The organism is Oryzomicrobium terrae (assembly GCF_008274805.1).
In the GTDB taxonomy this organism is placed as follows: Bacteria; Pseudomonadota; Gammaproteobacteria; order Burkholderiales; family Rhodocyclaceae; genus Oryzomicrobium; species Oryzomicrobium terrae.
The window spans coordinates 2,491,937-2,513,266 of sequence record NZ_CP022579.1; the positions used below are offsets into that span (position 1 = coordinate 2,491,937).

At 66.5% G+C, this 21,330-nt stretch carries 18 protein-coding genes and 1 pseudogene; 8 read left to right on the forward strand and 11 right to left on the reverse strand.

Annotated elements, in window-relative coordinates; all coding sequences use genetic code 11:
* Positions 1–31 precede the first annotated feature (31 nt).
* Positions 32–1,132, forward strand: a complete 1,101-nt coding sequence (locus OTERR_RS11350) for an alkene reductase (protein WP_149425815.1) — start codon at positions 32–34, stop codon at positions 1,130–1,132.
* Between the two features lie 499 nt (positions 1,133–1,631).
* Here the strand turns inward: OTERR_RS11350 and OTERR_RS11355 are convergent, their stop codons facing one another.
* Positions 1,632–2,936: a chloride channel protein gene (locus OTERR_RS11355; RefSeq protein ID WP_149425816.1), complete on the reverse strand. Its 1,305-nt coding sequence runs from the start codon at positions 2,934–2,936 to the stop codon at positions 1,632–1,634.
* 468 nt (positions 2,937–3,404) lie between these two features.
* Here OTERR_RS11355 and OTERR_RS11360 point away from each other — a divergent pair, with 468 nt between their 5' ends.
* The gene (locus tag OTERR_RS11360) at positions 3,405–4,991 is read left to right on the forward strand and encodes an NYN domain-containing protein (RefSeq protein ID WP_149425817.1); all 1,587 of its coding nucleotides are present in this window, start codon (positions 3,405–3,407) and stop codon (positions 4,989–4,991) included.
* A gap of 213 nt (positions 4,992–5,204) precedes the next feature.
* Positions 5,205–6,002 carry a class I SAM-dependent methyltransferase gene (locus OTERR_RS11365; protein ID WP_149425818.1) on the forward strand — a complete coding sequence of 266 codons (798 nt, stop codon included), beginning with the start codon at positions 5,205–5,207 and terminating at the stop codon, positions 6,000–6,002.
* 31 nt (positions 6,003–6,033) lie between these two features.
* Here the strand turns inward: OTERR_RS11365 and OTERR_RS16055 are convergent, their stop codons facing one another.
* Positions 6,034–6,180, reverse strand: a complete 147-nt coding sequence (locus OTERR_RS16055) for a hypothetical protein (protein ID WP_187775229.1) — start codon at positions 6,178–6,180, stop codon at positions 6,034–6,036.
* A 468-nt stretch (positions 6,181–6,648) separates the two neighbouring features.
* Between OTERR_RS16055 and OTERR_RS11370 the strand changes: the two genes are divergently transcribed.
* The 3 genes from OTERR_RS11370 to leuE all read left to right on the forward strand — a co-directional run bounded on the left by OTERR_RS11370 (position 6,649) and on the right by leuE (position 10,809).
* Positions 6,649–8,664: a DEAD/DEAH box helicase gene (locus OTERR_RS11370; protein WP_149425819.1), complete on the forward strand. Its 2,016-nt coding sequence runs from the start codon at positions 6,649–6,651 to the stop codon at positions 8,662–8,664.
* Positions 8,665–8,957: 293 nt separating this feature from the next.
* Entirely contained in the window at positions 8,958–9,803 is an 846-nt protein-coding gene (locus OTERR_RS11375) for an SIR2 family NAD-dependent protein deacylase (protein WP_149425820.1), read from the forward strand.
* A 292-nt stretch (positions 9,804–10,095) separates the two neighbouring features.
* Entirely contained in the window at positions 10,096–10,809 is a 714-nt protein-coding gene (leuE, locus tag OTERR_RS11380; RefSeq protein WP_149425821.1) for a leucine efflux protein LeuE, read from the forward strand.
* A 231-nt stretch (positions 10,810–11,040) separates the two neighbouring features.
* Here leuE and OTERR_RS11385 read toward each other — a convergent pair whose 3' ends face one another.
* On the reverse strand, positions 11,041–11,901 hold the full coding sequence (locus tag OTERR_RS11385) for an AraC family transcriptional regulator (protein ID WP_149425822.1): 861 nt from the start codon (positions 11,899–11,901) through the stop codon (positions 11,041–11,043).
* Between the two features lie 325 nt (positions 11,902–12,226).
* On the opposite strand from OTERR_RS11385, the gene OTERR_RS11390 reads away from it, so the two are divergent.
* Entirely contained in the window at positions 12,227–13,435 is a 1,209-nt protein-coding gene (locus tag OTERR_RS11390; protein ID WP_149425823.1) for a YbfB/YjiJ family MFS transporter, read from the forward strand.
* Between the two features lie 93 nt (positions 13,436–13,528).
* Here the strand turns inward: OTERR_RS11390 and OTERR_RS11395 are convergent, their stop codons facing one another.
* From OTERR_RS11395 to OTERR_RS11420, 7 genes and pseudogenes are all read right to left on the reverse strand, one after another.
* Complete coding sequence (locus OTERR_RS11395) at positions 13,529–14,416, reverse strand: nuclease-related domain-containing protein (protein WP_223115937.1); 888 nt, start codon at positions 14,414–14,416, stop codon at positions 13,529–13,531.
* A gap of 206 nt (positions 14,417–14,622) precedes the next feature.
* Positions 14,623–15,186 carry a phytochelatin synthase family protein gene (locus OTERR_RS11400; RefSeq protein WP_425466039.1) on the reverse strand — a complete coding sequence of 188 codons (564 nt, stop codon included), beginning with the start codon at positions 15,184–15,186 and terminating at the stop codon, positions 14,623–14,625.
* A gap of 39 nt (positions 15,187–15,225) precedes the next feature.
* Positions 15,226–15,486: pseudogene (locus OTERR_RS16745) on the reverse strand (hypothetical protein); the annotation flags it as partial.
* A gap of 60 nt (positions 15,487–15,546) precedes the next feature.
* Positions 15,547–16,218, reverse strand: coding sequence for a hypothetical protein (locus tag OTERR_RS11405; protein ID WP_149425825.1), 672 nt, complete (start codon positions 16,216–16,218; stop codon positions 15,547–15,549).
* Positions 16,219–16,229: 11 nt separating this feature from the next.
* The gene (locus OTERR_RS11410; RefSeq protein WP_149425826.1) at positions 16,230–16,721 is read right to left on the reverse strand and encodes a hypothetical protein; all 492 of its coding nucleotides are present in this window, start codon (positions 16,719–16,721) and stop codon (positions 16,230–16,232) included.
* Between the two features lie 437 nt (positions 16,722–17,158).
* A complete protein-coding gene (locus OTERR_RS11415) occupies positions 17,159–18,214 on the reverse strand; it encodes a recombination-associated protein RdgC (protein WP_149425827.1) in 1,056 nt (351 codons plus the stop codon).
* A gap of 50 nt (positions 18,215–18,264) precedes the next feature.
* The gene (locus OTERR_RS11420; protein ID WP_149425828.1) at positions 18,265–19,140 is read right to left on the reverse strand and encodes a 23S rRNA (adenine(2030)-N(6))-methyltransferase RlmJ; all 876 of its coding nucleotides are present in this window, start codon (positions 19,138–19,140) and stop codon (positions 18,265–18,267) included.
* Positions 19,141–19,202: 62 nt separating this feature from the next.
* Here OTERR_RS11420 and OTERR_RS11425 point away from each other — a divergent pair, with 62 nt between their 5' ends.
* Positions 19,203–19,751, forward strand: a complete 549-nt coding sequence (locus OTERR_RS11425) for a YaeQ family protein (RefSeq protein ID WP_054621157.1) — start codon at positions 19,203–19,205, stop codon at positions 19,749–19,751.
* A 145-nt stretch (positions 19,752–19,896) separates the two neighbouring features.
* Here the strand turns inward: OTERR_RS11425 and OTERR_RS11430 are convergent, their stop codons facing one another.
* On the reverse strand, positions 19,897–21,087 hold the full coding sequence (locus OTERR_RS11430; RefSeq protein ID WP_149425829.1) for a phospholipase A: 1,191 nt from the start codon (positions 21,085–21,087) through the stop codon (positions 19,897–19,899).
* Between the last annotated feature and the right edge of the window lie 243 nt (positions 21,088–21,330).

The window sequence follows — 21,330 nt, forward strand, 5'->3', positions numbered from 1 at the left end:
CCCACCCTGCATCCCACGAACAGGAACCCACATGACTACCCTCTTCGACCCCGCCCAAGTAGGCGACATCGCCCTCGCCAACCGCATCGTCATGGCGCCCTTGACCCGCAACCGGGCCGTCGGCGGCATTCCCACCGAGATCATGGTGGACTACTACCGGCAGCGCGCCAGCGCCGGCCTGATCATCGCCGAAGCCAGCCCCATCAACGCCATGGCCCAGGGCTACCTGGACACCCCGGGGATCTACACCCCCGAGCAGGTGGCGGCCTGGCGCCAGGTGACCGACGCGGTGCACGCCGCCGGCGGCAAGATCGTCATCCAGCTCTGGCACGTCGGCCGCATCTCCCACAGCTCCCTGCTGCCCGGCGGCGCCGCCCCGGTGTCCTCCACCAACCACGCCCCGGCCGGCCTCAAGACCTTCACCCGTGACGGCTTCGTGGACACCACCCAACCCCGGGCCCTGCGCGACGACGAAATCCCCGGCCTGATCGCCGACTACGCCCACGCCGCCCGTTGCGCCATCGAGGCCGGCTTCGACGGCGTCGAAGTGCACGCCGCCAACACCTACCTGCTCGAGCAGTTCCTGCGCGACAGCGTGAACGACCGCAGCGGCCCCTACGGCGGCAGTATCGAAAACCGCGCCCGCCTGCTGCTCGAGGCGACCAAGGCCGTGGCCGAGGCTGCCGGCCCCGGCCGCACCGGCATCCGCTTGAGCCCCCTCACCACCTTCGGCGGCGCCACGCCCCTGGACAGCGATCCCCAGGCCCTCTACGGCTACGTGGTGGACCAGCTCGCCCCTCTGGGCCTGGCCTACGTGCACATGATCGAAGGCGAAACCGGCGGCAAGCGCACCCCGCCCAACGCCCCGGCCTTCGACTACGACGCCCTGCGCCGCGCCTTCCCCGGCGCCTGGATCGTGAACAACGGCTACACCCGGGACGACGCCGTCGAAGCCGTCGCCTCCGGCCGCGTGGACCTGGTGGCCTTCGGCCGCCCGTTCATCGCCAACCCGGACCTGGTGCGCCGCCTGCGCGACAACGCCCCCCTCAACAAGGCCGATTCCGCCACCTTCTACGGCGGCGGCAGCGAGGGTTATCTGGACTACCCCACTCTGGAAGGCGCGCCTGCCTAAACGGCGCTCACCGGCCGGCCCCACCCGGGGCTGGCAACATGACCCGCGTAACGCGCTTGGCCCGGCAGCCCTCCTTCCGCTGCCGGGCTTTCTTTTTCAGGGAACTGCGGACCTGGGTGCCCCGGGCATGCCCAAAGGAAAGCGCACCAGCAAGGCACCGCCAACACCCAGGACACCCGGGGATACCGCACAAGACGACCCTATCGCTTGGCCTCGGTGCTGCCTGGGCGGTTCGCTTGTCGACGCCTGGCCCGTGGAATCGATATCCCCCCCGGAACGCCGCGGGTGGCGCCACGCTTCGGCATGCCACCACCAAACCCCGCGTCCCTATTGGGTTTCCGGGCAGGCATCGTGGAGCGCCTTATCCGGCGCGGCGCTTGGCGGGGGGGCTGGCCGCTTTCCCCAGAAACTGGGGAAAGGGCTGTGGACAAATCGATTTTTCCCTTTTCCCCCAGTCATATGACGAACCGCCCAAAAAACAGGCAGCGCGCCCCCGGCGTCACGCCTCCGGCCCCTTGCGCGGCACCGGCAGCCAGCCCGTGGCCAGCTTCTGGTACAGCTCCGGACTGATGCGCGAACTGACCGCCTTAGCCAGCAGGGCGATGGCCATCAGGCTGATGACCATCTCGTGGCCGTCCACCATCTCCATGACGATGATCGCTGAGGTGATCGGCGACTGGGTCACCGCCGCGAGAAAGCCTGCCATGCACAGGGCGATCAGGGGAATGGCGTCGGCGCTGGCCTGGAGCTGGGCCAGGGTCGAGCCCAGCCCGGCGCCGATGGCCAGGGACGGGGCGAAGATGCCGCCGGGAATGCCCGAGAAGTAGCTGGCCAGGGTGGCGAGAAAGCGGGCGATGACCACGTACCAGGGCAGTTGCACCTCGCCGGCCACCACCTGGGCGGTGATGGCGTAGCCGCTGCCGTAGGAGGCCCCGGCGCTGACCAGGCCGAGCAAGGCCACCGCCAGCCCGCAAGCCCCGGCAAAGACCACCGGATGGCGGGCGCGCCACTGCCAAAGGGGGCTGTCCTTGCGGTACAGGGACCACAGCATCAGGCGGCTGAACAGCCCACCGAGCAGACCGGTGGCCAGGCCGCCGGCCAGGACGGGCAGGATCACCGACTCGCCCAGGGCCGCCACCTTGAGCTTGCCGAAGTAGTTGTAATTGCCGAGCAGGGCGATGGCCACCAGGCCGGCGATGATGATGGTGCTGACCAGCACGCCGCTGGTGCGGGCTTCCAGACGCCGTCCCAGTTCCTCGATGGCGAAGACGATGCCGGCCAGCGGCGTGTTGAAGGCCGCCGCGATGCCCGCCGCCCCCCCGGCGATCAGCAGGTCCTGGGGCCGGATCGCCCGGGAATAGGGCAGAAAACGGTGGGAAAAATGCAGGATCGACGCCGCCACCTGCACCGACGGTCCCTCCCGCCCGGCGGAAAAGCCGCCCAACAGCGCAAACCCGCCCAGCAGCACCTTGCCCGCGGCGATGCGCAGGGACACCAGCCCCCCCACCTCGCCCCCCTTGGCGGCGATGCGGGTGGCGGCAATCACCTGGGGAATGCCGCTGCCCTGGGCCCCGGGCACGTAGCGGCGGGTCAACCACACCGTGGCCATGCCGATGGCCGGGGCGAGCAGGAAGGGTAGCCAGGGCCGCCCCGCCACCAGGCCGTCAAACAGGTGCAAGGCCCACTCCGCCAGCTTGGCGAAAAACACCACCATCCCCCCCGCCAGCAGGGCCGCCATCCACAAGGTGGCGCGCACCCGCCACCGGTTGCTGTTGAATTGCCGTTTCAGGAAGGCAACGTTCATCGCCGCATGCTCCAACGCCAGACCGCGCCGCCCTTATCGGCGGGCACGGTGCAAAGGTCGCATGCTACGCCCGCCCCACTCGCCGGACCTAGCCGGCCGCACCCCGGCCATGCCGCCACCATGAAGCCCCATGGAACCGCCCGCCTCGCCAAACCCAAGGCTGGACGGTCGCTTCCGCCCATCCGGCGCCGAACCCCGCGCCAATACTTGATCTCCAGGCATGTATCGCGGAGCGCCTTGCCTGGCGTGGGGTTCCAAGGGCCAGAGCTTCCACTGTCCCCAGAAATTGGGGACAGGGCTGTGGATAAATGGGATTTCCCCTTACGGCTCATGGACATGACAGATCGCTCAAAAACCGTGCAGCCGTCATCCAAGCAACCAGATTTCCCCGCCCCCGCCCCCCGGACTCGCTATCATGGCGCCCTCGGCGCCCCGGCCCTTGCCCCCGGCGCCGCTTTGGAGAACAACATGGCTTCATCCAACGACACCGTCAGCATGGCGGTGTTCTGCGACTTCGAGAACGTCGCCCTGGGCGTGCGCGATGCCCAGTACGAAAAATTCGACATCAAGCCGGTGCTCGAGCGCCTGCTGCTCAAGGGCAGCATCGTGGTCAAGAAGGCCTATTGCGACTGGGAACGCTACAAGGGCTTCAAGGCCACCATGCACGAGGCCAATTTCGAGCTGATCGAGATTCCCCACGTGCGCCAGTCGGGCAAGAATTCCGCCGACATCCGCCTGGTGGTGGATGCCCTGGACCTTTGCTACACCAAGTCCCACGTCAATACCTTCGTCATCATCTCCGGCGACTCCGACTTCTCGCCCCTGGTCTCCAAGCTGCGCGAGAACGCCAAGCAGGTGATCGGCGTGGGGGTGAAGCAATCCACCTCGGACCTGCTCATCGCCAACTGCGACGAATTCATCTTCTACGACGACCTGGTACGCGAAAGCCAGCGCGCCGCCGCCAAGCGCAACCGGGACAGCCAGCAGCCGCCCAAGCGCACGCCGGAAGAGGAAAAGCGGCGCAAGGAAGAGATGGACAAGCGCCGTGCCCAGGCCGTGGACATGGTGGCCGCCACCTTCGACGCCTTGATGGCCGACCGCAGCGACACTGAGAAGCTGTGGGCCTCGGTGCTCAAGGAGGCCCTCAAGCGCCGCAACCCGGGCTTCAACGAGTCCTACTACGGCTTCCGCGCCTTCGGCAGCCTGCTCGACGAGGCCAAGAGCCGGGGCCTGCTGGAAATCGGCCGGGACGAGAAGTCCGGCACCTACGTCTGCCGCCCCAACGGCGCGGTTCACGTCGGCCAGAGCGCTTCCCGCAGCGAGGCGGCACCGGCCGCCGAGGCGCACCAACTGCCCTCCCCGGGTGAAGCCAGCGCCGCCGCCCAGCCGCACTCCGCCCCGGCGGAACCGACCCAGGCCCAGGCCAAGCCCGCCGGCGACCGCCGCCGTGGCCGGAATCGCGGCCAGGATGCGCGTGGTGTCAAGGGCGCCGGTTCGGAAAGCGCGGCGGCATCCGTGGCCCCCGCCGCTCCTGGCTCGTCGACCGAAGCCGCTCCGGTGCCTGTTGCCGCCCCGACCGACCATGCCACCGCGACCGCCGTCCCCAACCCGCCGGCCCAGGCCGAAGCGAACGCGGCCGACAGCGCCGCTCCGGCAGCCACGCCGCGCAAGCCGCCCCGCCAGGGCGCCCGCGCCGCCAGGACCGCTAGCCGCAAACAGTCCGCCGCGCCCGCCGTAACGGAAACGCCGGCGGCTCCCGCCCCAACCATGGCCGACAACCCGGCCAGCGCGGGCACCGCCGACAAGGCAGCAAAAGCAGCCAAAACGGACAAGGCAGAAAAATCGAACAAACGGGCCAAGCCGGCCAAGGCGGAACAGCGGGAAAACGGGGACAAGCCGTCCGCCACCTCCGCCGAACCCGCTACGGACACACCCTCCCAAGGCAAACCCGGCCCGGCCCGCAAGCCCGCCTCGCGCAGCCGCCGGCCGCGCAAGGCGGCCGAGGGCGGAACGGGTAGCACCGGTGGCACGGGCAGCAATGGCGCCGCCGCGTAAGCCGTAACCCTTCTCGCCGCCTCCCGGGCCCGTTAAGCGTGGCCCGGGAGACGAGCCCCATTTCCGGCTCATTTCCGGCCCATTTCCGGCTCATTTCAGACCTACTCCCCGCCGGCCTTACCCGGCCCGTCCAGCCCACCTGCCCACAGATTCACGGCAGCCGGAAGCAGAACCCGTCGCAACGCCCTTCCCCCTCCATCCCATACCGCCGCCATGTCCGCCGACCATCCCGCCCTTGCCCTGCGCGTCGAGCCCCTCGCCCCCGAGTTCGCCCCGGCTGCCGCCGCCCTGGCGGCGCAACTGGGCCTGCCCGGGGCGGATGCCACTGCGGAATTTGCCGTGCAGGTGGGGCCCGACGGCGTGCAACTGGTGGAACTGGGGCCCGGCGCCCCCGGGCCGATCCGGGTCGATTTCGTCGCCGGCGCGGCAGCCCACCGGCGCCTCTACGGTGGCGGCGCCGGGCAGATGATCGCCAAGGCAGTGGGCTTGCAGCCCGGGGTGCGCCCCACGGTTCTGGACGCCACCGCCGGCCTGGGGGGCGATGCCTTCGTGCTGGCCCAACTGGGCTGCGCCATGACTCTCTTGGAGCGCCAGCCGGTGGTGGCAACCCTGCTCGCCGACGGCCTGGCCCGGGCGGCGGCGGACCCGGAGGTGGGCCCCATCGTGGCGCGCATGACGCTCATCCGCGGCAACGCCATCGACACGATGGCCGCCTGGGCGGACGAGCCGCCCCAGGTGATCTACCTAGACCCGATGTTTCCCCACCGGGACAAGAGCGCCCTGGTGAAGAAAGAAATGCGCCTGTTCCGCCCCCTGGTCGGGGACGACGACGATGCCCCGGCCCTGCTGGCCGCGGCCCTGCCCCTGGCCAGCCACCGGGTGGTGGTCAAACGCCCGCGCAAGGCGCCAGCTATCGCCGGCCCGGCCCCCAGCTACGTGCTGGAGGGCAAGTCGAGCCGTTACGACATCTACGCCAAGAAATCGCTTAAGGCCAAGGCCGATCCGGCCTAGCGGGCCGCGGCCACGGCCGAGCGATCAGCGATCAGTGATGCTGACCAGCGGCGATGACGGGCGCCACCACGTCCTCTTCATGGGGATGCTTCTTGGCGAACTTAGCCGCCTTCTTCTCCTTCGGCGTCAGAAGGGGCTGCTTCTTCGGCTCTTTGGTGCCGTGTCTGAATTTGCTCATGGTTATTGCTCCTGCTCTCGCCGGCACACTGCCGGCAACGCGCCGCCAAGCACCGACGCCCGTCTATCACTATAGGCCAGCCTGCGTCGCCCGGCGGTAGGCGGATTTGTGCCCAGCAGCAAAACGTGAGACACTCCGGCCTCTTGCCTCGGAGTCAGAGTGCCTCGCCCGGTTTTGAGTAGGGCGAATATTTTCTGACCGTCTCTGGAAAAGCCGCACCAGCCAAGGGTTTTACGCAAGCTTGGCGTGCATGTAGGGCTTTTCCGTCATCGCTAGTCATCGATCTCTAGCCCCCTATCGTCAGGGCCCTTCACTGGGTTTCCTGGTCGGCATACCGGTTGGCGTCGATGTGTGTGTTGATACGCCAATCCGTTCCGGCCTGTTGCGCATGATGTTGTTTGCGCGCTGGGTGCCGTTCGCGTTTGCCGAGGCCAGCCCTTGCAACTTACGCAACCCAAGGAAAATCTGATGACCGTTTCTTCTTCGATCGAAAACTTCGACGCTGCTGCCCCTATTACCGACACCGCTGATGTCGCCGTGGAAACCGTGGCCATTGCTGCCGAATCCACCGCTCCGGCCGCCGCGATCGAGTCGACCGAACCTGCCGTGGCTGCCAACGCCGCCGCGCAGGACAACGAAGCCGGCGAAACCACCGCCCAAGCCCCCGAAAACGCCTTTGCCGACCTGGGCGTGGCCGCCCCCCTGGTGCGCAACCTGACCGCCCTGGGCATCACCGCCCCGACCCCGGTGCAGCGCCAGGCCCTGCCGATCCTGCTCGGCGGCGCCGACCTGATCGCCTCCGCCCCCACCGGCACCGGCAAGACCGCCTCCTTCCTGCTGCCGGCCATGACCCTCATGCAGCAGCCGGCCAAGTCCCGCGCCATCGGCCCGCGCCTGCTGGTGCTGACCCCGACCCGCGAACTGGCCCAGCAGGTATCCAAGGCCGCCATCAGCTTCGCCAAGGGCATCAACCGCATGAAGACGGTGTGCATCACCGGCGGCGAGTCCTACTTCAACCAGAACCGGGTGCTGTCCTCCCCCTACGAAATCCTGGTGGCCACCCCGGGCCGTCTGATGGACCAGATGAACAGCGGCCGCATCGACTTCTCGCGCCTGGAAATGCTGGTGCTCGACGAAGCCGACCGCATGCTCGACATGGGCTTCTCCGACGACGTGATGGCGATTGCCGACGCCCTGCCGAAAGAGCGCCAGACCGTGTGCTTCACCGCCACCCTGTCGCCCAACGTGCAGAGCCTGACCGGCCACCTGATGAAGTCGCCCCAGCTGATCTCGGTCAAGGCCGAAGTCTCCCGCCAGGACGCCATCGACCAGCACGTGGTGTTCGTGGACGACATGGGCCACAAGCGCCGTCTGCTCGACCACTGGCTGGGCCAGGAAGAAACCGGCCAGGCCATCATCTTCACCGCCACCAAGCGTGACGCCGAGCTGCTCGCCGAAGAACTGGGCGCCGCCGGCCACGCCACCGTGGCCCTGCACGGCGACCTGCAGCAGCGCCAGCGCACCCGCATGCTCAACCAGCTGCGCCAGGGCGCCGCCCGCGTGCTGGTGGCCACCGACGTGGCCGCCCGCGGCATCGACGTGCCGGCCATCACCCACGTCTTCAACTTCGACCTGCCCAAGTTCGCCGAGGACTACGTGCACCGCATTGGCCGCACCGGCCGCGCCGGCGCCACCGGCATGGCGATCTCCTTCGTCGGCAAGCAGGATCTGTTCACCCTGCGCCGCATCGAGCGCTTCATCGGCAACAAGGTCAAGATTTCCGAAGTGGAAGGCCTGGAAGCCCGCTTCAAGCCCGGTAACGAGCGCCGCGAAGGCGGTGCCGGCCCCCGTGGCGGCAAGCCCTACGGTGGCAAGGGCGGTTACGGCGGCAAGCCTGGCTTCCGCAAGGAAGGCGGCGGCTACGGTGACCGCAAGCCCTACGGCGACCGTAGCGATCGCGGCGAGCGCAGCTTTGCCGACCGCGGCGACCGTCCGGCCCGTCCCTTTGCCGATCGCCCCTACGGCGACCGCCCGCAAGGCGATCGCCCCCAGGGTGACCGCCCCTACGGCAAGCGCCCCCAGGGTGACCGCCCGTTCGGCGGCGACCGCCCCTACGGCGAGCGCAAGTTCAACGACCGTGGCGGCAACAGCTGGGGCAACGGCAATTCCTACGCCCGCACCGAGCGTCCCCGCGACTTCGACGAGCGCGAGATCCAGCGCCGCGAATTCCTGGCCCGCGAAGGCAAGGGTGCCCAGGGTGCTTCCGAGCACTACACCGGTTTCACCCACCACAGCTTTGGCGAAGGCAACCGGGGCGGCAAGCCGGCCTACGGCAATGACAAGCCCCGCAGCGGCGGCAAGCCCGGCGGTTTCGGTCCCAAGCAGGGCGGCTTCAAGCGCCCCGGCGAACGCGCCCCGCACCACGCCCATGACGGTCGTGGCAACGGTGGCAACCGGGCGTCCCGCTTCGGCCGCGACGACTAAGGCCTGACCCCGGCCCCGCCCCGCGCGGGAGTCCCTGAAAACGGCGAGGCGCCCTGCGGCCCTCGCCGTTTTTTATGGGAACTACATGAGTGAGTTGCCCTCCGTGAAAACACGCCGCTTGCAACGCCGAGACCGCAGAGGCGCAGCACGCGCGGAAACGCCCTGACGGCCGTGGCCGATGAACGACAGAGGAATTAGGGGAAAGGCCCCCTCCGTGTTCTCCACAACGCTGCGGCCTCTGGGTTGCCAGCAGTTGCCCTTTCACTAACCGCCCCACCTGCTTCAACTCGCCGATGACCGCTCCAGACCTCACCTTCGCCCAGGCCATCGCCCAGGCCGCCGCGCTGCTTGGCGAAGCCGACGGCCTGATCGTCACCGCCGGCGCAGGCATGGGGGTGGATTCCGGCCTGCCCGACTTTCGCGGCAACGCCGGCTTCTGGCGCGCCTACCCGGCCCTGGCCGAAGCCGGCATCGACTTCACTCGCATCGCCAACCCGGCCGCCTTCGTGCGCGCGCCTCGCCGGGCCTGGGGCTTCTACGGCCACCGCCTGGCCCTCTACCGGGACACCGCGCCCCACGCCGGCTTCGCCGTGCTGCGCGCCCTCGCCGCGACGATGCCGGCAGGAGCCTTCGTCGTCACCAGCAACGTGGACGGCCAGTTCCAGAAGGCCGGCTTCGCCCCGGAACGGGTGCTGGAAATCCACGGCTCGATCCACCGCCTGCAATGCCTGGAGCCGTGCCACGACGCCGTGTGGCCGGCCGATGCCGTGGTGCCAGAAATTGATGCCCAACGCTGCGAATGGACCGCCGCCGAACTGCCCGCCTGCCCCCAGTGCGGCGGCCTGGCCCGGCCCAACATCCTGATGTTCGACGACGGACAGTGGCTCAGTGCCCCGAGCGACGCCCAGCGGCGCCGCTTCCAGGTATGGCGGCAGAAGGTGGAAGCCCCGGTGGTGATCGAACTGGGCGCCGGCATCGACCTGCCCGCCATCCGCCACATCAGCACCGCCCTGGACGCGCCGGTGATCCGCATCAACACCCGCCACCCGGACCTGCCGGCCCACCGGGGGGTGGGTATCGCCGCCGGCGCCCAGCAAGCGCTGCTGGCCCTGGCGGCGGCCCTGGGGCTGGCGGTTTAGGAGAATTTAGGGCGGCTTAGGACGGTTTCGGGCCACAACCCCCGGCCCCCCCGGGACCGGTGCCGCAGCAACCGAACCGACCCCGCCGCGCCAAGGCCGCACCGTGGACACGCCCCGGACGCGGCCGCTCCGCACTGCAGGCCACTTGGCGGCAGCGGCCGCGAGCCCCCGCTGCCGCCTGGTATCACCGCCGATCGCCACGCCCCGTACCGCGCCACGCCCCCCAAACCGGCTCGCGCCGACCGGCCCCGCGGCGCTACCATCCTGCTTTGCCTTCCTGGGATCGACCGCCATGTACTACGGCATCACCGACCTGGCCACCTTCGTTCTCGGCACCATCTTCATCGTGCTGGTGCCCGGCCCCAACTCCCTGTACGTGATGACCGTGGCCTCGCGCCAGGGCGTCGCCGCCGGCTACCGGGGCGCCTGCGGCATCTTTCTCGGCGACCTGATCCTGATGGTGCTGGCGGCCACCGGGGTGGCCTCCCTGTTCAAGGCCAACCCGGCCCTGTTCGTGGTGCTCAAGTACGCCGGGGCCGCCTACCTGGTCTATCTCGGCCTGAACCTGGTGCGCGCCGGCATCCGGCGCTGGCGGGGCGCCGAGGCGGGCGCCCGAACTCCTGATGCGTCGGGCGTTGCAGACGTTGCGAGCACTGCGAATGCTGCGAACGCCATGAACACGGCCGAAGCCCCGCCGGAAGCCGCCCACCCCTTCCGCGTCGCCCTGGTGATCAGCCTGCTCAACCCCAAGGCGATCCTGTTCTACGTGTCCTTCTTCATCCAGTTCGTCTCCCCCGGCTACGCCCACCCGGCCCTGTCCTTCCTCATCCTGGGGACCATCGTGCAGATCTGCAGCGCCCTCTACCTGTCGGCGCTGATCTTCGGCGGCCGCTACCTGGCAGAAACCTTTCGCCGCCGTCGACGGCTGTCGGCGGGTGCCACCGGGGGCGTCGGCAGCCTGTTCATCGGTTTCGGCCTCAAGCTCGCCGACGCGGGCCTGGGCTGAGCGGGAGGCGTCCCTCCTCCGTCGCCGGCCGGCCAGCCGCGCGGCACCGGCCAATACTTCAATAAAACTGATGTTATTGGCCGGCCAAAAACCAAAAGTCCGCGCCAGTTCTTGAGGTTAGCGATTTGCCCGCCAATAAGCATTAGAAAAACTGATGGATCGGCGCACATTGCGGCATCCACGCCGCCCTGCTTGCCTTGGCTGCCCCAACGTCCCCGACCGCGCCACTCCTCAGCGCGCCCGCCATTCGGTGGGGGCGCAGCCCATCTCCTGGCGGAACATGTAGGTGAAGGCCGAGGTGGAGGCGTAGCCCAGGTCCAGGGCGATGTCGGTGACGCTGCGCCCGGCGCACAGCCATTCCAGGGCGCGGAACAGGCGCAGGCGGTGGCGCCAGTCGCGCAGGGTGATGCCCACCTCCCGCTCGAAGTGGCGAGCCAGGGTGCGGGCAGAGGCGCCCAGCTCCCGCCCCCAGTCGTCGGCGCTGCGGCCGTCCGCCGGGTTGGCGTAAAGCGCCTCGCAGATGCGGTGCAGCATGGGGCTCTGGGGCCAGGGCAGGCGGAAGTTCTGCACCGGCAGGCGGCGTAGTTGCTCGACGATCAGGGCATTGAGCTTGTCGATGTAGGCGTCGTTTTCCGCCGCCCCGCCGGCATCCTCGGACACGCCCACCGGTACGCCCACCGATACTCCTACCGACATCCCCGCCGGGCCGATGGCCGGGCTCACCGCCTCCAGCTCGACGATCAGGGCCCGAAACAGCGGCGTCACGGCAAACACCGTGCAGGCGTCCGGCATGGCCAGCCCGGGCTGGTCGGCCACGTAGAGGTTGCGGAACTGGGCGCCGTTGAGGGCCCCGGTGGTGTGGCGCACGCCGGTGGGCACCCAGATGGCCTGCTCCGGGGTGATGACGTGCCAGGCGTCGGCGATGGTCACCACCAGGGTGCCGGAGGTGGCGTAGACCAGCTGGTTCCAGCGGTGGCTGTGCAGGGGAAACACCTGCCGCGCCGTGAGGTTCTGGGAGCGGGGAAAGATCGGCTTGGGCAGTGTCTCGATCTCGGGCACGTCGATGGTGATCCAACCGTCGGTTTCCAGCATGGGCTCTCCCGCGATCCGGCCCGTTTCCGGGCACTATTCCTGGCTTGGTTCGGGCTATTTATGGGGCCGTAGCCCGGTACTTGCTCCGGCCTACTCCGCCCTACTCCATCCTCTCAGTCCCCCCTTACCGCAGCGCTTCCTGCTCCGCCCCGGTAGTTGGCGCACGAGCACACCAGAGGTGACGTGGTGGCATCGAAAGGCACGCCTCGCCGCATGATATATCAGCGTGTCGCCTCATCGACACAACTCGTCATTGTATCGAAAGAGTCCCAACCCCCGTCCCGGTAGCATGGGCCCCACAAACCCATAACAATCAGGACGAGACATGCCCCCCAACGCCGCCGCCCTTCCCCACAGCAGCACCGCCGAGCGCTACCGCGTCATCTTCGCCGGCATCTGCGCCCTCATCCTCACCGTGGGCCTGGCCCGCTTCGCCTACACCCCCTTGTTGCCGCTGATGCGCAATGAGGCGGGGCTGTCGTACCTGGCCGGGGGCTGGCTGGCCACCTTCAACTACGTCGGCTACATCGCCGGCGCCCTGTTCGCCGCCTCGATCAGCGACCTGCAGCTCAAGTACCGCCTCTACCGCGTCGGCCTGGTCCTCGCCCTCGCCACCACGGCGGCCATGGGCCTCACCGACAACCTCTACCTGTGGGTGCTGCTGCGCTTCGTCGCCGGGCTGTCCAGCACCGCCGGCATGCTGATCGCCTCGGGCCTGGTGCTCAACTGGCTGATCCGCCAGGGGCACAAGCCCGAGCTGGGCCTGCACTTTGCCGGCCTGGGCATGGGCATCGTCGTCTCGGGCCTGGCCGCCGCCGCCATGGCCGGGCGCCTCGCCTGGGACGAGCAGTGGCTGGCCCTGGGAGTCCTCGGCGTGGCCTTCTTCCTGCCCGCCTGGTGGTGGCTGCCGGCCCCGGCCAGCCTGGCCGCCGGCGCCGCCAAGGCTGCCGCCACGCCCCCGTCGCGGCGCTGGATGGGGCTGCTGATCGCCGCCTACTTCTGCGCCGGCTTCGGCTTTGTGGTCAGCGCCACCTTCATCGTCGCCATCCTGGAAAAGCTGCCCCTGCTCACCGGCAAGGGCGCCCTGGTGTGGGTGATCGTCGGCGTGGCCGCCACCCCCTCCTGTTTCCTGTGGGACCGCATCGCCGCCTCCATGGGCCAGATTCCCGCCTTGCTACTCGGCTTCGGGTTGCAGATCGTCTCCATCGTCCTGCCCGTGCTCTCCCAGGACCCGGTGCTCAACCTGGTGGGCGCCGTGCTCTTCGGCGGCACCTTCGTCGGCATCGTCAGCCTCACCCTCTCCCTGATCGGCCGCTGTTTCCCTGAAAACCCGGCCAAGGCCATGGCCCGCCTGACCCTGAGCTACGGCGTGGCCCAGATCGCCGCCCCGGCCATGGCCGGCTACATCGCCGCCGCCAGCGGCAGCTACCTGGGCTCCCTGGTGGTCGCCGCCGTGGTGATGGTGGCCGGCATGGGCCTGCTGCTGATCCTCAACAAGCAGCAAGGGCTGGCCCCCAGCCTCACGGGCCGCTAACGCCGGCAGTTCTGGCCCCCACGATCCGATCCAAACGAAAACGGCGAGGCGCCTTGCGGGCCTCGCCGTTTTTGTTTTATCAGAATCAGCGCGCTACAAGGTTGGCGCCTGAACCAGCTTCCCAAGCTGAAACGCTGCCCGCTGAATGGCTTGCGTATCCAGCGCGGGGGCCCTGTCCGGTAGAAACAGACGCCTGACGTTCTTCGGATTGACGACGCGCACAGCGCCGCCCGATGGCCCGACACTATCGACGACAAACCACCCTGGCAGAGCGAGCACGGGAATGACCGGATAGGATTCGCCAGTGGAATTCTTGAGGTATGTGGATAGCCATTTGGCCTGCCTACTTGCCTGCTCAATAGGTTCCGTTTCCGTCCAGCTCGGAAAGCGTAATTGCTTACCGTCGTACTGCACCTTGGCTCCGGCAGCGCCATTACCCGCCGGAGGTTTCATCCGGGATTTAGTCTCGATGGCGAACACGCCTGCCGGTGTGATGACGACATGGTCGATGTTGAAGCCCTCAGCCTGAATGTCGTGAAAGATGTGATTGTCGCCTGCCAGCGACACCGCGATCTCCTGGGCCGTAGCCTGCTCGGCACGGATGGCTTGGCGCAGCCGGCGAGACTTGGGCATTTCTGCCATGATCAGCCGGCCATAGTAGATGCCGCTCCCCAGGACAACGCATAGCAAAATCGTGTCGAACCAACTCCAGGTCGAAAAATCAGGAGCGACCCGTCGTGAAAGGATGGTCTGTACGACGGCCATGCCAAGGATCAGAGCACTCAGCACTCGTTCCATCTGGCGATCCACCAACTCATCACGCGCTGCTTGCAGGCTTGCTCCAGGCAACCGGCGCAACTCCGTCGTGAGCGCTTCACGTCGCTCATCCGCTTCCAGCCGATATTTTTTCCAATAGACCAAACCAACCACTATCAGCACGGGGGCTAGTCCCAACACAACCATCAACACCTGCCAGAGCATTCGGTCTCTCCAGAGTTAAATATCGCCACATCCGTGTTGCCGCATGCCCAGGCATCACGAGAATGACAATATTCTAGCCGGCCGCATCCACCCCATGCAGAGAGCAGCGCTAGACCGATCCCGGTTAGCACTCAGACAAGAAGGTGCAAACAAAAACGGCGAGGTGCCTTGCGGGCCTCGCCGTTTTGCTTGGGGTTGCCGCCGGCTCAGCGCGGCCGCACCAGGATGTAGCCCCGGTTCTCCGCCCCGTCCCGGGTACGCATCCCCTGGATGAGGGTGGCGAGGGGCATCCAGAGCCAGGGGTAGTGGCTGGGATGCACGTCTAGGATCAGCACCGAATCCGTGGCCGCGTCGTAGGCGCCCACCGGCGAGATGTGGCCGCCCCCGGCCTGGCCCACCGCCGAACGCAGGTAATTGACGATCACGTAGTCGCCGCCGCGCTGCAGGTTGTCCACCAGGTCGCGGCGAATCTCAGCCTCGGGCGTGTGCGCATCGACGATCACCAGCTTGGTGGCGACCTTGTACGCCCGCAGCAACTCGTCGAGTTGGCGCAGCTGGTAGCCGCCGTCCCGCACCATCCGCCCCTCCACCGCCATCGGCTCCCCCAGCACCTGGGCCCGGGTCTTCTTGCCCGCGGCGATCACGCTTTCCTGCGTATAACGCCGATCCGTCAGCTCCAGCCCCCGGGGCAGGTAGCGGGTATCCGCCGGGGTCAGCCGGCTGCGGTCGTGGGACGCCTCCACGCCTTGCGGGTCAAGGGCATTAAGCACGATGGCCGCCGTGGCCGGCGCGCAAAAGGCAATCGTCGCCTGGGGCTCGAACTGGTTGGCCAGAGGGGCGAAGTCGGTTTTCGCCGTGGAACGGGAGAGGCGGTCCAGGCCTTCGGGGGAGGCGAAGGGGGTGAGGGTTTGGATTCGCGCACGTACCGGAAGACCTTCAGCGAGGGCTAAGCTATCCAGCGCCCCTGTTAACAACAGTATGAAAGCAATGCGAATAAGCAATGGCGTTTCTCTTTTTAAAACCAATAGCAGCAATCCGCCACCCTCAGCAGATCTTCCATCCGTTAACATAAAAATCGAAAATCAACACTTCTTTGCTCCTTTACTTAACACCCCACCCAAAAATATTGATCATACCCAAACCCCCTTGAACACTCCATCAAACCTCGCCATATACTCATTCGTCAAACCTCGACTCTGCACATGCGGCAACCCGATAACTTTGGCATTACCAAACGATTGAGTGAACACTTTAAACTTCCTGCCTTGCATGGCCGGAAAATCTACCCGATGAATGATTGCATTTCCTGACCGCTCACCCAAAATCAATTCAACACGCTCTCGGATCCTTATATCATTCAACACTTCAATCAAACACGACCCTACAAGAATAATCAGTTTTGGCTTACGATCTTGCATCAAATCCAGGATGCCACCAGCTTCCTTCACCAACAAGTCGTTCGAAATAACACCATCGCTTGAAACACTATTGGTCTGAGTATTCAGCCAATTGGTTTGAAAGAACGAGCGTTCAAGCCCGCCCTCGCTGCCAGAACTAGTCGCCAAGTCAACACCCCAACTCGACAGCCATGTCAGCAATCTGTCTCTAAAGCGAGTCTTATTAACCGCCATATCCGAAAAAAAGGAGAGAGGTTCAACCTTAAGAGACGAACCTGAATCATCACGGCTCTTATCCTCTTCTGAGTACCCAAAATTGATGCCACAAACCATCACCCCACCCTGTTTATTCTCGGGATAGTCTTTCGTAACAACTGGATGCAGTACATTTAACATTTCACTCATCTCCTCCATCATCATTTTCTCAAGAACAAGGGAATATCATCAAGCACTTCGTTGCAACCATAATCACGCAATTCAGATACCTGAACTGATCGAAGATCCGCATCTCCTACTAGGCAAATTCGAATCTTCGCCTCCGTACCATCAGGGTCAAAAAAACACCCAACGAAGTGTTCTGTCGCCTCGTGAAGCAACCCAGCCAAGCAACTCAAAACTTCACCAACCTGCTTAAATTTAAGCCCTGGGAATAAACGAAAAATTATAAGAGCGCCACTCGGTGGCCCAGCTGCTGGGTGTTTCGCTAGCAAATTCTTCAGCAATTTCTCAGCGTTCTCCTGAAAATCAACAGCAGATACCCCCCGTAATGCACCACTCACGAAGGGGCCTGGTCGGATAAGCACATAATTGAGGTCTGCAAGGTCTATGCAGATAAGAGCTTCCAATATGTAGTCGGCAGCGAGCTCATCAACCAATGCTTTATCGAGGCCTGGCAACATCTCTTCCATGATTCCATGTACCTCGTTCCGCTCTTCGATGGGAATAGCTGGCCTCACCTTAACTCCACAGTAATCTGACGATGGAATGATCCTACACTAGTCTTCCAGACATATTCGTTGCAGCTTCCCAAGCCGAGTTTTGCGCAGAGACCCAAGCTTTACTGACAAGGAATTCGCGTGAAGTCGCCAATATCACGCTACATCACAACCGCAGCAATACCGGTACCAAGACCTAGCCCGACAAAGCTTAAATCGGGTGAAATCGGCAACAACTGGCAGTGAGGCAGATAGCTAACATCGCTCTCAGCAGCCACGAAAATCGACTTTAGCCACCTTCTCCCCGAAACACCGCGCCCCTGCTCGCTCTCCAGCGGATATCCGCCGGAAGCCAACAGGGGCGCGGTGTTTCGAGGGGGCATCGTGGAGATGCCCGTCCTGCCTGGGGTTTAGAAGGGGGGATCGTCGTCCGCCGTGGTGGCCGGGGTCGGCACGGGGCTGGCCGGCTTTGCAGCGGTAGTAGCGCCGGAAGCAGCTTCGGCCGGCGCACCCTCGCCGTCGCGGATTTCGCCGCCCAGGGCTTCGAGCAGGTCGGGGAGGAAGCGTTGCAGTTCGCCGCTCATCAGGGCGAATTCGGCGTCGAACAGTTCGTCGCCGTTGGTGCCATTGGCTTCGTTGGCTTCTTCTTCCTTGGTGTCCAGGTGGGCGAGGCGCTTGATTTCAAGCTTTTCGGTGAGCACGAAGGAGAGCCGGTCGCCCCAGGTGAGGGCCAGGCGGGTGGGCAGCTTGCCGGCTTCCAGGTGGGTGCGCACCTGGGCCTGCACTTCGTCCGTGTCCAGGGCGTGGCGCACGTAGCGCACGGTGGATTTTTCGTCGGAGACGGCCTTCAGTTCGCAGTCCCGGTCCACGGTGAAGCCGGCGGGGGCTTCACCGGCGGCGAGCCAGTCGGCCATGGCCGAGGTGGGGGAACGCTCGGTCTTGATCGGCTTGACCGGGAAGTCGTCCAGGGACTTGGCCAGCAGTTCCAGGGCGTCGTCGGCCTTGCCGCGGCTGGCGGCGTCAACGGCCAGCCAGCCGTTGACCGGGTCGAGCCACAGCCAGGTGGTGGAGCGGCGGGTGAAGGCCCGGGGCAGCAGTTCTTCGGTGACCCGTTCCTTGAGTTCGCGCAGTTGCTTGCGGCCGGGGCGGAAGCCCTGCTGGGCTTCCAGTTCGTCGGCCCGGTCGGCGGCGACCTGGTTGACCACCGACGAGGGCAGCAGGCGGTGCTCGGTGGCCATGGCGATCAACCACTGGCCGCCGACGGAATGGACCAGGGGCAAGGCGGCGCTGGCGGCATCCTTGTCGGCTTTTTCGAGCTTGCCCCGGGGCGGGACCCAGCCCCGGGATTGCTTGTCCTGGCTGCCGCAGCGGGTGAACACCACCCGGCCGAGCTGCTCTTCGAGCTGGGTCAGAGAGAGGGGAAAGGGGCTGACGAGGCGGTACAACTGCAGGTTCTTGAACCACATGGCGGGTGTTTCCTTATCGTTCCTAATGGACGGGGCCGCAGGGGATGCCCTTACAGCCCGTCGTGTTCCAGGGTGTAGCCGGCGCCCTCGTCCTCGCCGAGCAGTTCGACCAGGGCGGGCATGGCCTCGGCCAGTTGCTCGGCCAGCACCCAGGGCGGGTTGAGGATGAACAGGCCGCTGCCGTGCATGCCGAAGCCGTCGGCGGTGGGCTTGCGCACGGTGAGGGCCACGTGCAGCCAGCTCTTGGCGCCCAGGGCCTTGAGCTGGTCGGGCAGGCGGCGGGTTTCCAGGCGGTGCAGCTGGGGGTACCAGAGCACGTAGGTGCCGGTGGCGAAGCGCTTGAGGGCGTCCTTGAGGGCGGCCACCACCCGGGCGTACTCGCTCTTGTCCTCGTAGGACGGGTCGATCAGCACCAGGGCGCGGCGCGGCGGCGGCGGCAGCAGGGCTTTCAGGCCCTCGTAGCCGTCGCCGGCGTAGATCAGGGCGCGCCTGCCGGCGTCCTTGAAGCAGCGGGCCAACAGGGGCGAATCGGAGGGGTGCATCTCGAAGAGGCGCAGCTTGGTCGATTCGCTCGCCACCACGTCGGCGATCACCGGGGAGCCGGGATAGACCTTGAGGGCCTTGGGCACCCCGTCCTTGCCGTTGCCCCGCTCCCGGGCGTTGATGGCGCGGATCACCTCGACGTAGCGGGCCAAGAGCGGCGGCAGGCCGGGCTCGTCCCACAGGCGAGCGATGCCGCTTTCGTACTCGGAGTTCTGGGTGGCGTAGCCGGTTTCCAGGGAATACATGCCGGCGCCGGCGTGGGTGTCCAGGTACCAGTAGGGCTTGTCCTTCTGGCCCAGGTAGTCGAGGCAGGCGATTTCGACGGCGTGCTTGAGCACGTCGGCGTGATTCCCCGCGTGAAAGGCGTGGCGATAACTTAACATGTCGGGTTTTTCATTTTCCGTTCAGGCCGGCATTGTACGGCCTGCCACCTTCCCCGACTTCCATGGCTCTCAAATCCACCGTATTCAAGGCCGACCTCGGCGTCGCCGACATGGACCGCGGCTACTACGGCGACCATTCCCTGACCCTGGCCCGGCATCCTTCCGAAACCGACGAGCGCCTGATGGTGCGGCTGCTCGCCTTCGCCCTGAACGCCCAGGAGTACCTGGAGTTCGGCCGGGGCATTTCCACCGACGACGAGGCCGACCTGTGGCGCCGCGACCTGACCGGCGCCATCGAGCAGTGGATCGACGTGGGCCTGCCCGACGAGCGCGACATCCGCAAGGCCAGCAACCGGGCCAACGAGGTGGTGCTGTACACCTACGGCGGCCGGGCCGCCGAGATCTGGTGGGAGCAGAACCAGAACAAGCTGGCGCGGCTGACCAATCTCACCGTGGTGAACCTGGCCGCCGCCGAGACCCAGGCCCTGGCGACCCTGGCCGAGCGCACCATGCGCTTGCAGGTGACGGTGCAGGACGGTCACCTCTACGTGGCCGGCGAGGGCGAGCCGGTGGAAGTCACCCCGGTGTTCTGGAAGCGCGCTGAGGGCTGAACTCTACCCTCCGGCCCAAAGGCGCAGCACATCAGGTGCGGAAGCATCAGGTGCGGAAGCAATAGGCAAAGGCGCTGGCGGCGACGAGCGACGGCCGCCGCCGGGTGCGCCGGCAGCGGGCCTGCTATTCGGTTTACCGCTCCGCTTACCACTCGACCAGGGAAATCCCCAGGCCGTAGTAAGTGGACTTGTAGTTGTAGTCGATCATGCTCTCGCCGTAGCCGGAGAACACCTGCAGGTGGCCGCGCAGGTTGCCGGAGATGGGGAAGCCCCAGTCGAACTCGGCGGAGCCGTGGCTGTGGCTCGGGCGCAGCGAATGGCGCAGCCCCAGCGAAAAGACGTGGCCGCCCCAGCGGCGCACCAGCAGCAGGTCGCCCCGGCCCATGTAGTCGGAAATATCCGGGTTGTCGTTGGTGCGGGCCTGTTCCGGCACCCGGTACCAGCCCCGCACCAGCAGGTTCCAGTCGCCCTTTTCGAAACCGACGCTGCCGATCACCCGGTTCCAGCTGCGCGACCAGGGGTCGGAGCGGCCGTTGGACTGGTGGTTGAACGAAACCGAGGCCAACCGCCCGTTCCAGCCGAGCAGGCGGTAGTTGGTGCGGAACACCAGCATCGCCTCGGGCTCGTAGTTGGTCTCGCGGAAGGGCCGCGAAATGTTGCCGTTGTACACCTGCCAGCGCGACGACTGGGTGTAGCCGATCCACAGATCGCCGTTATCGCCGAAGATGTTTTCCCAGGCCTTGGTCTTCAAGCTCAGCTGGAACTTGGCCTCCATGCGGTCGTAAGGCTCGGGGGAACCCACCTGGTTGGCCGGGTTGGGGCTGGTGGGCTGACGGTTGGGCGTCTTGGTGTAGAAGGCCGGCAGCAGGTACACCGGTTTGTAGGGGCGCAGCACCCAGGTGCCGCGCTTGGCCGCCGGCGTCAGCTCCCAGCGGTCGTCGAAGGGGGTCACCTCGGCGGACAGGATCGGATCGCTGATCAACCCGCCGGAAGGCCCATGCACACCGCGCAGCCCCCCGGCCGCGCCGGCTGCCGGCAGTTGCTCGGCCAGGGCCGCCGCGGGCGCGGCGTCCGCCGGGGCATTGGCCAGGGGGCGGACCGTCTCGGGCACGGCCAACGGGTTTTCGCCCGGCGCCGGATCGGTGGCGCTGCGCCGCCCCAGGGCCCGGTCGTAGCAAGCCAGGCGCTCCAAGGGGGTGGCGATGCCGACGCAGGCACCGGGACCGGACACGGGCGACCCCGGTGCGCCCGGCAGGGGCGTCTGGGCCTGGGCCCCGGGGGCCAGGGCGCCGAGCAACACGGCGATGGGCAAGCGGCGGAACAAGGCAGGACGCATAAAGACAGGCAAAGACGAGCAAGCAAGAGAAGAAAGGCTGCGGCTGGGTCAGGCGGGTCGTGGGGCAAAACCCTGGGCGGCCTTCCACGGCGAGCCAGACAGGGATCACGCCCGGGCCCGGCACCGGCGGGCTAGCAGGGCACATCGCACTAGCCCCACGCCCCCCCCTTCGGTACACAACCCCGCTGCGGGCCACCCGATCCTGCGGCGGGTTGCCATCTTGCATGAGCGTGACGGCGAGGA

Coding starts and splice junctions, on each gene's coding strand:
- OTERR_RS11350 (WP_149425815.1), top strand. CDS start 32: ATGACTACCCTCTTCGACCCCGCCCAAGTAGGCGACATCGCCCTCGCC.
- OTERR_RS11355 (WP_149425816.1), bottom strand. CDS start 2,936: ATGAACGTTGCCTTCCTGAAACGGCAATTCAACAGCAACCGGTGGCGG.
- OTERR_RS11360 (WP_149425817.1), top strand. CDS start 3,405: ATGGCTTCATCCAACGACACCGTCAGCATGGCGGTGTTCTGCGACTTC.
- OTERR_RS11365 (WP_149425818.1), top strand. CDS start 5,205: ATGTCCGCCGACCATCCCGCCCTTGCCCTGCGCGTCGAGCCCCTCGCC.
- OTERR_RS16055 (WP_187775229.1), bottom strand. CDS start 6,180: ATGAGCAAATTCAGACACGGCACCAAAGAGCCGAAGAAGCAGCCCCTT.
- OTERR_RS11370 (WP_149425819.1), top strand. CDS start 6,649: ATGACCGTTTCTTCTTCGATCGAAAACTTCGACGCTGCTGCCCCTATT.
- OTERR_RS11375 (WP_149425820.1), top strand. CDS start 8,958: ATGACCGCTCCAGACCTCACCTTCGCCCAGGCCATCGCCCAGGCCGCC.
- leuE (WP_149425821.1), top strand. CDS start 10,096: ATGTACTACGGCATCACCGACCTGGCCACCTTCGTTCTCGGCACCATC.
- OTERR_RS11385 (WP_149425822.1), bottom strand. CDS start 11,901: ATGCTGGAAACCGACGGTTGGATCACCATCGACGTGCCCGAGATCGAG.
- OTERR_RS11390 (WP_149425823.1), top strand. CDS start 12,227: ATGCCCCCCAACGCCGCCGCCCTTCCCCACAGCAGCACCGCCGAGCGC.
- OTERR_RS11395 (WP_223115937.1), bottom strand. CDS start 14,416: ATGCTCTGGCAGGTGTTGATGGTTGTGTTGGGACTAGCCCCCGTGCTG.
- OTERR_RS11405 (WP_149425825.1), bottom strand. CDS start 16,218: ATGAGTGAAATGTTAAATGTACTGCATCCAGTTGTTACGAAAGACTAT.
- OTERR_RS11410 (WP_149425826.1), bottom strand. CDS start 16,721: ATGGAAGAGATGTTGCCAGGCCTCGATAAAGCATTGGTTGATGAGCTC.
- OTERR_RS11415 (WP_149425827.1), bottom strand. CDS start 18,214: ATGTGGTTCAAGAACCTGCAGTTGTACCGCCTCGTCAGCCCCTTTCCC.
- OTERR_RS11420 (WP_149425828.1), bottom strand. CDS start 19,140: ATGTTAAGTTATCGCCACGCCTTTCACGCGGGGAATCACGCCGACGTG.
- OTERR_RS11425 (WP_054621157.1), top strand. CDS start 19,203: ATGGCTCTCAAATCCACCGTATTCAAGGCCGACCTCGGCGTCGCCGAC.
- OTERR_RS11430 (WP_149425829.1), bottom strand. CDS start 21,087: ATGCGTCCTGCCTTGTTCCGCCGCTTGCCCATCGCCGTGTTGCTCGGC.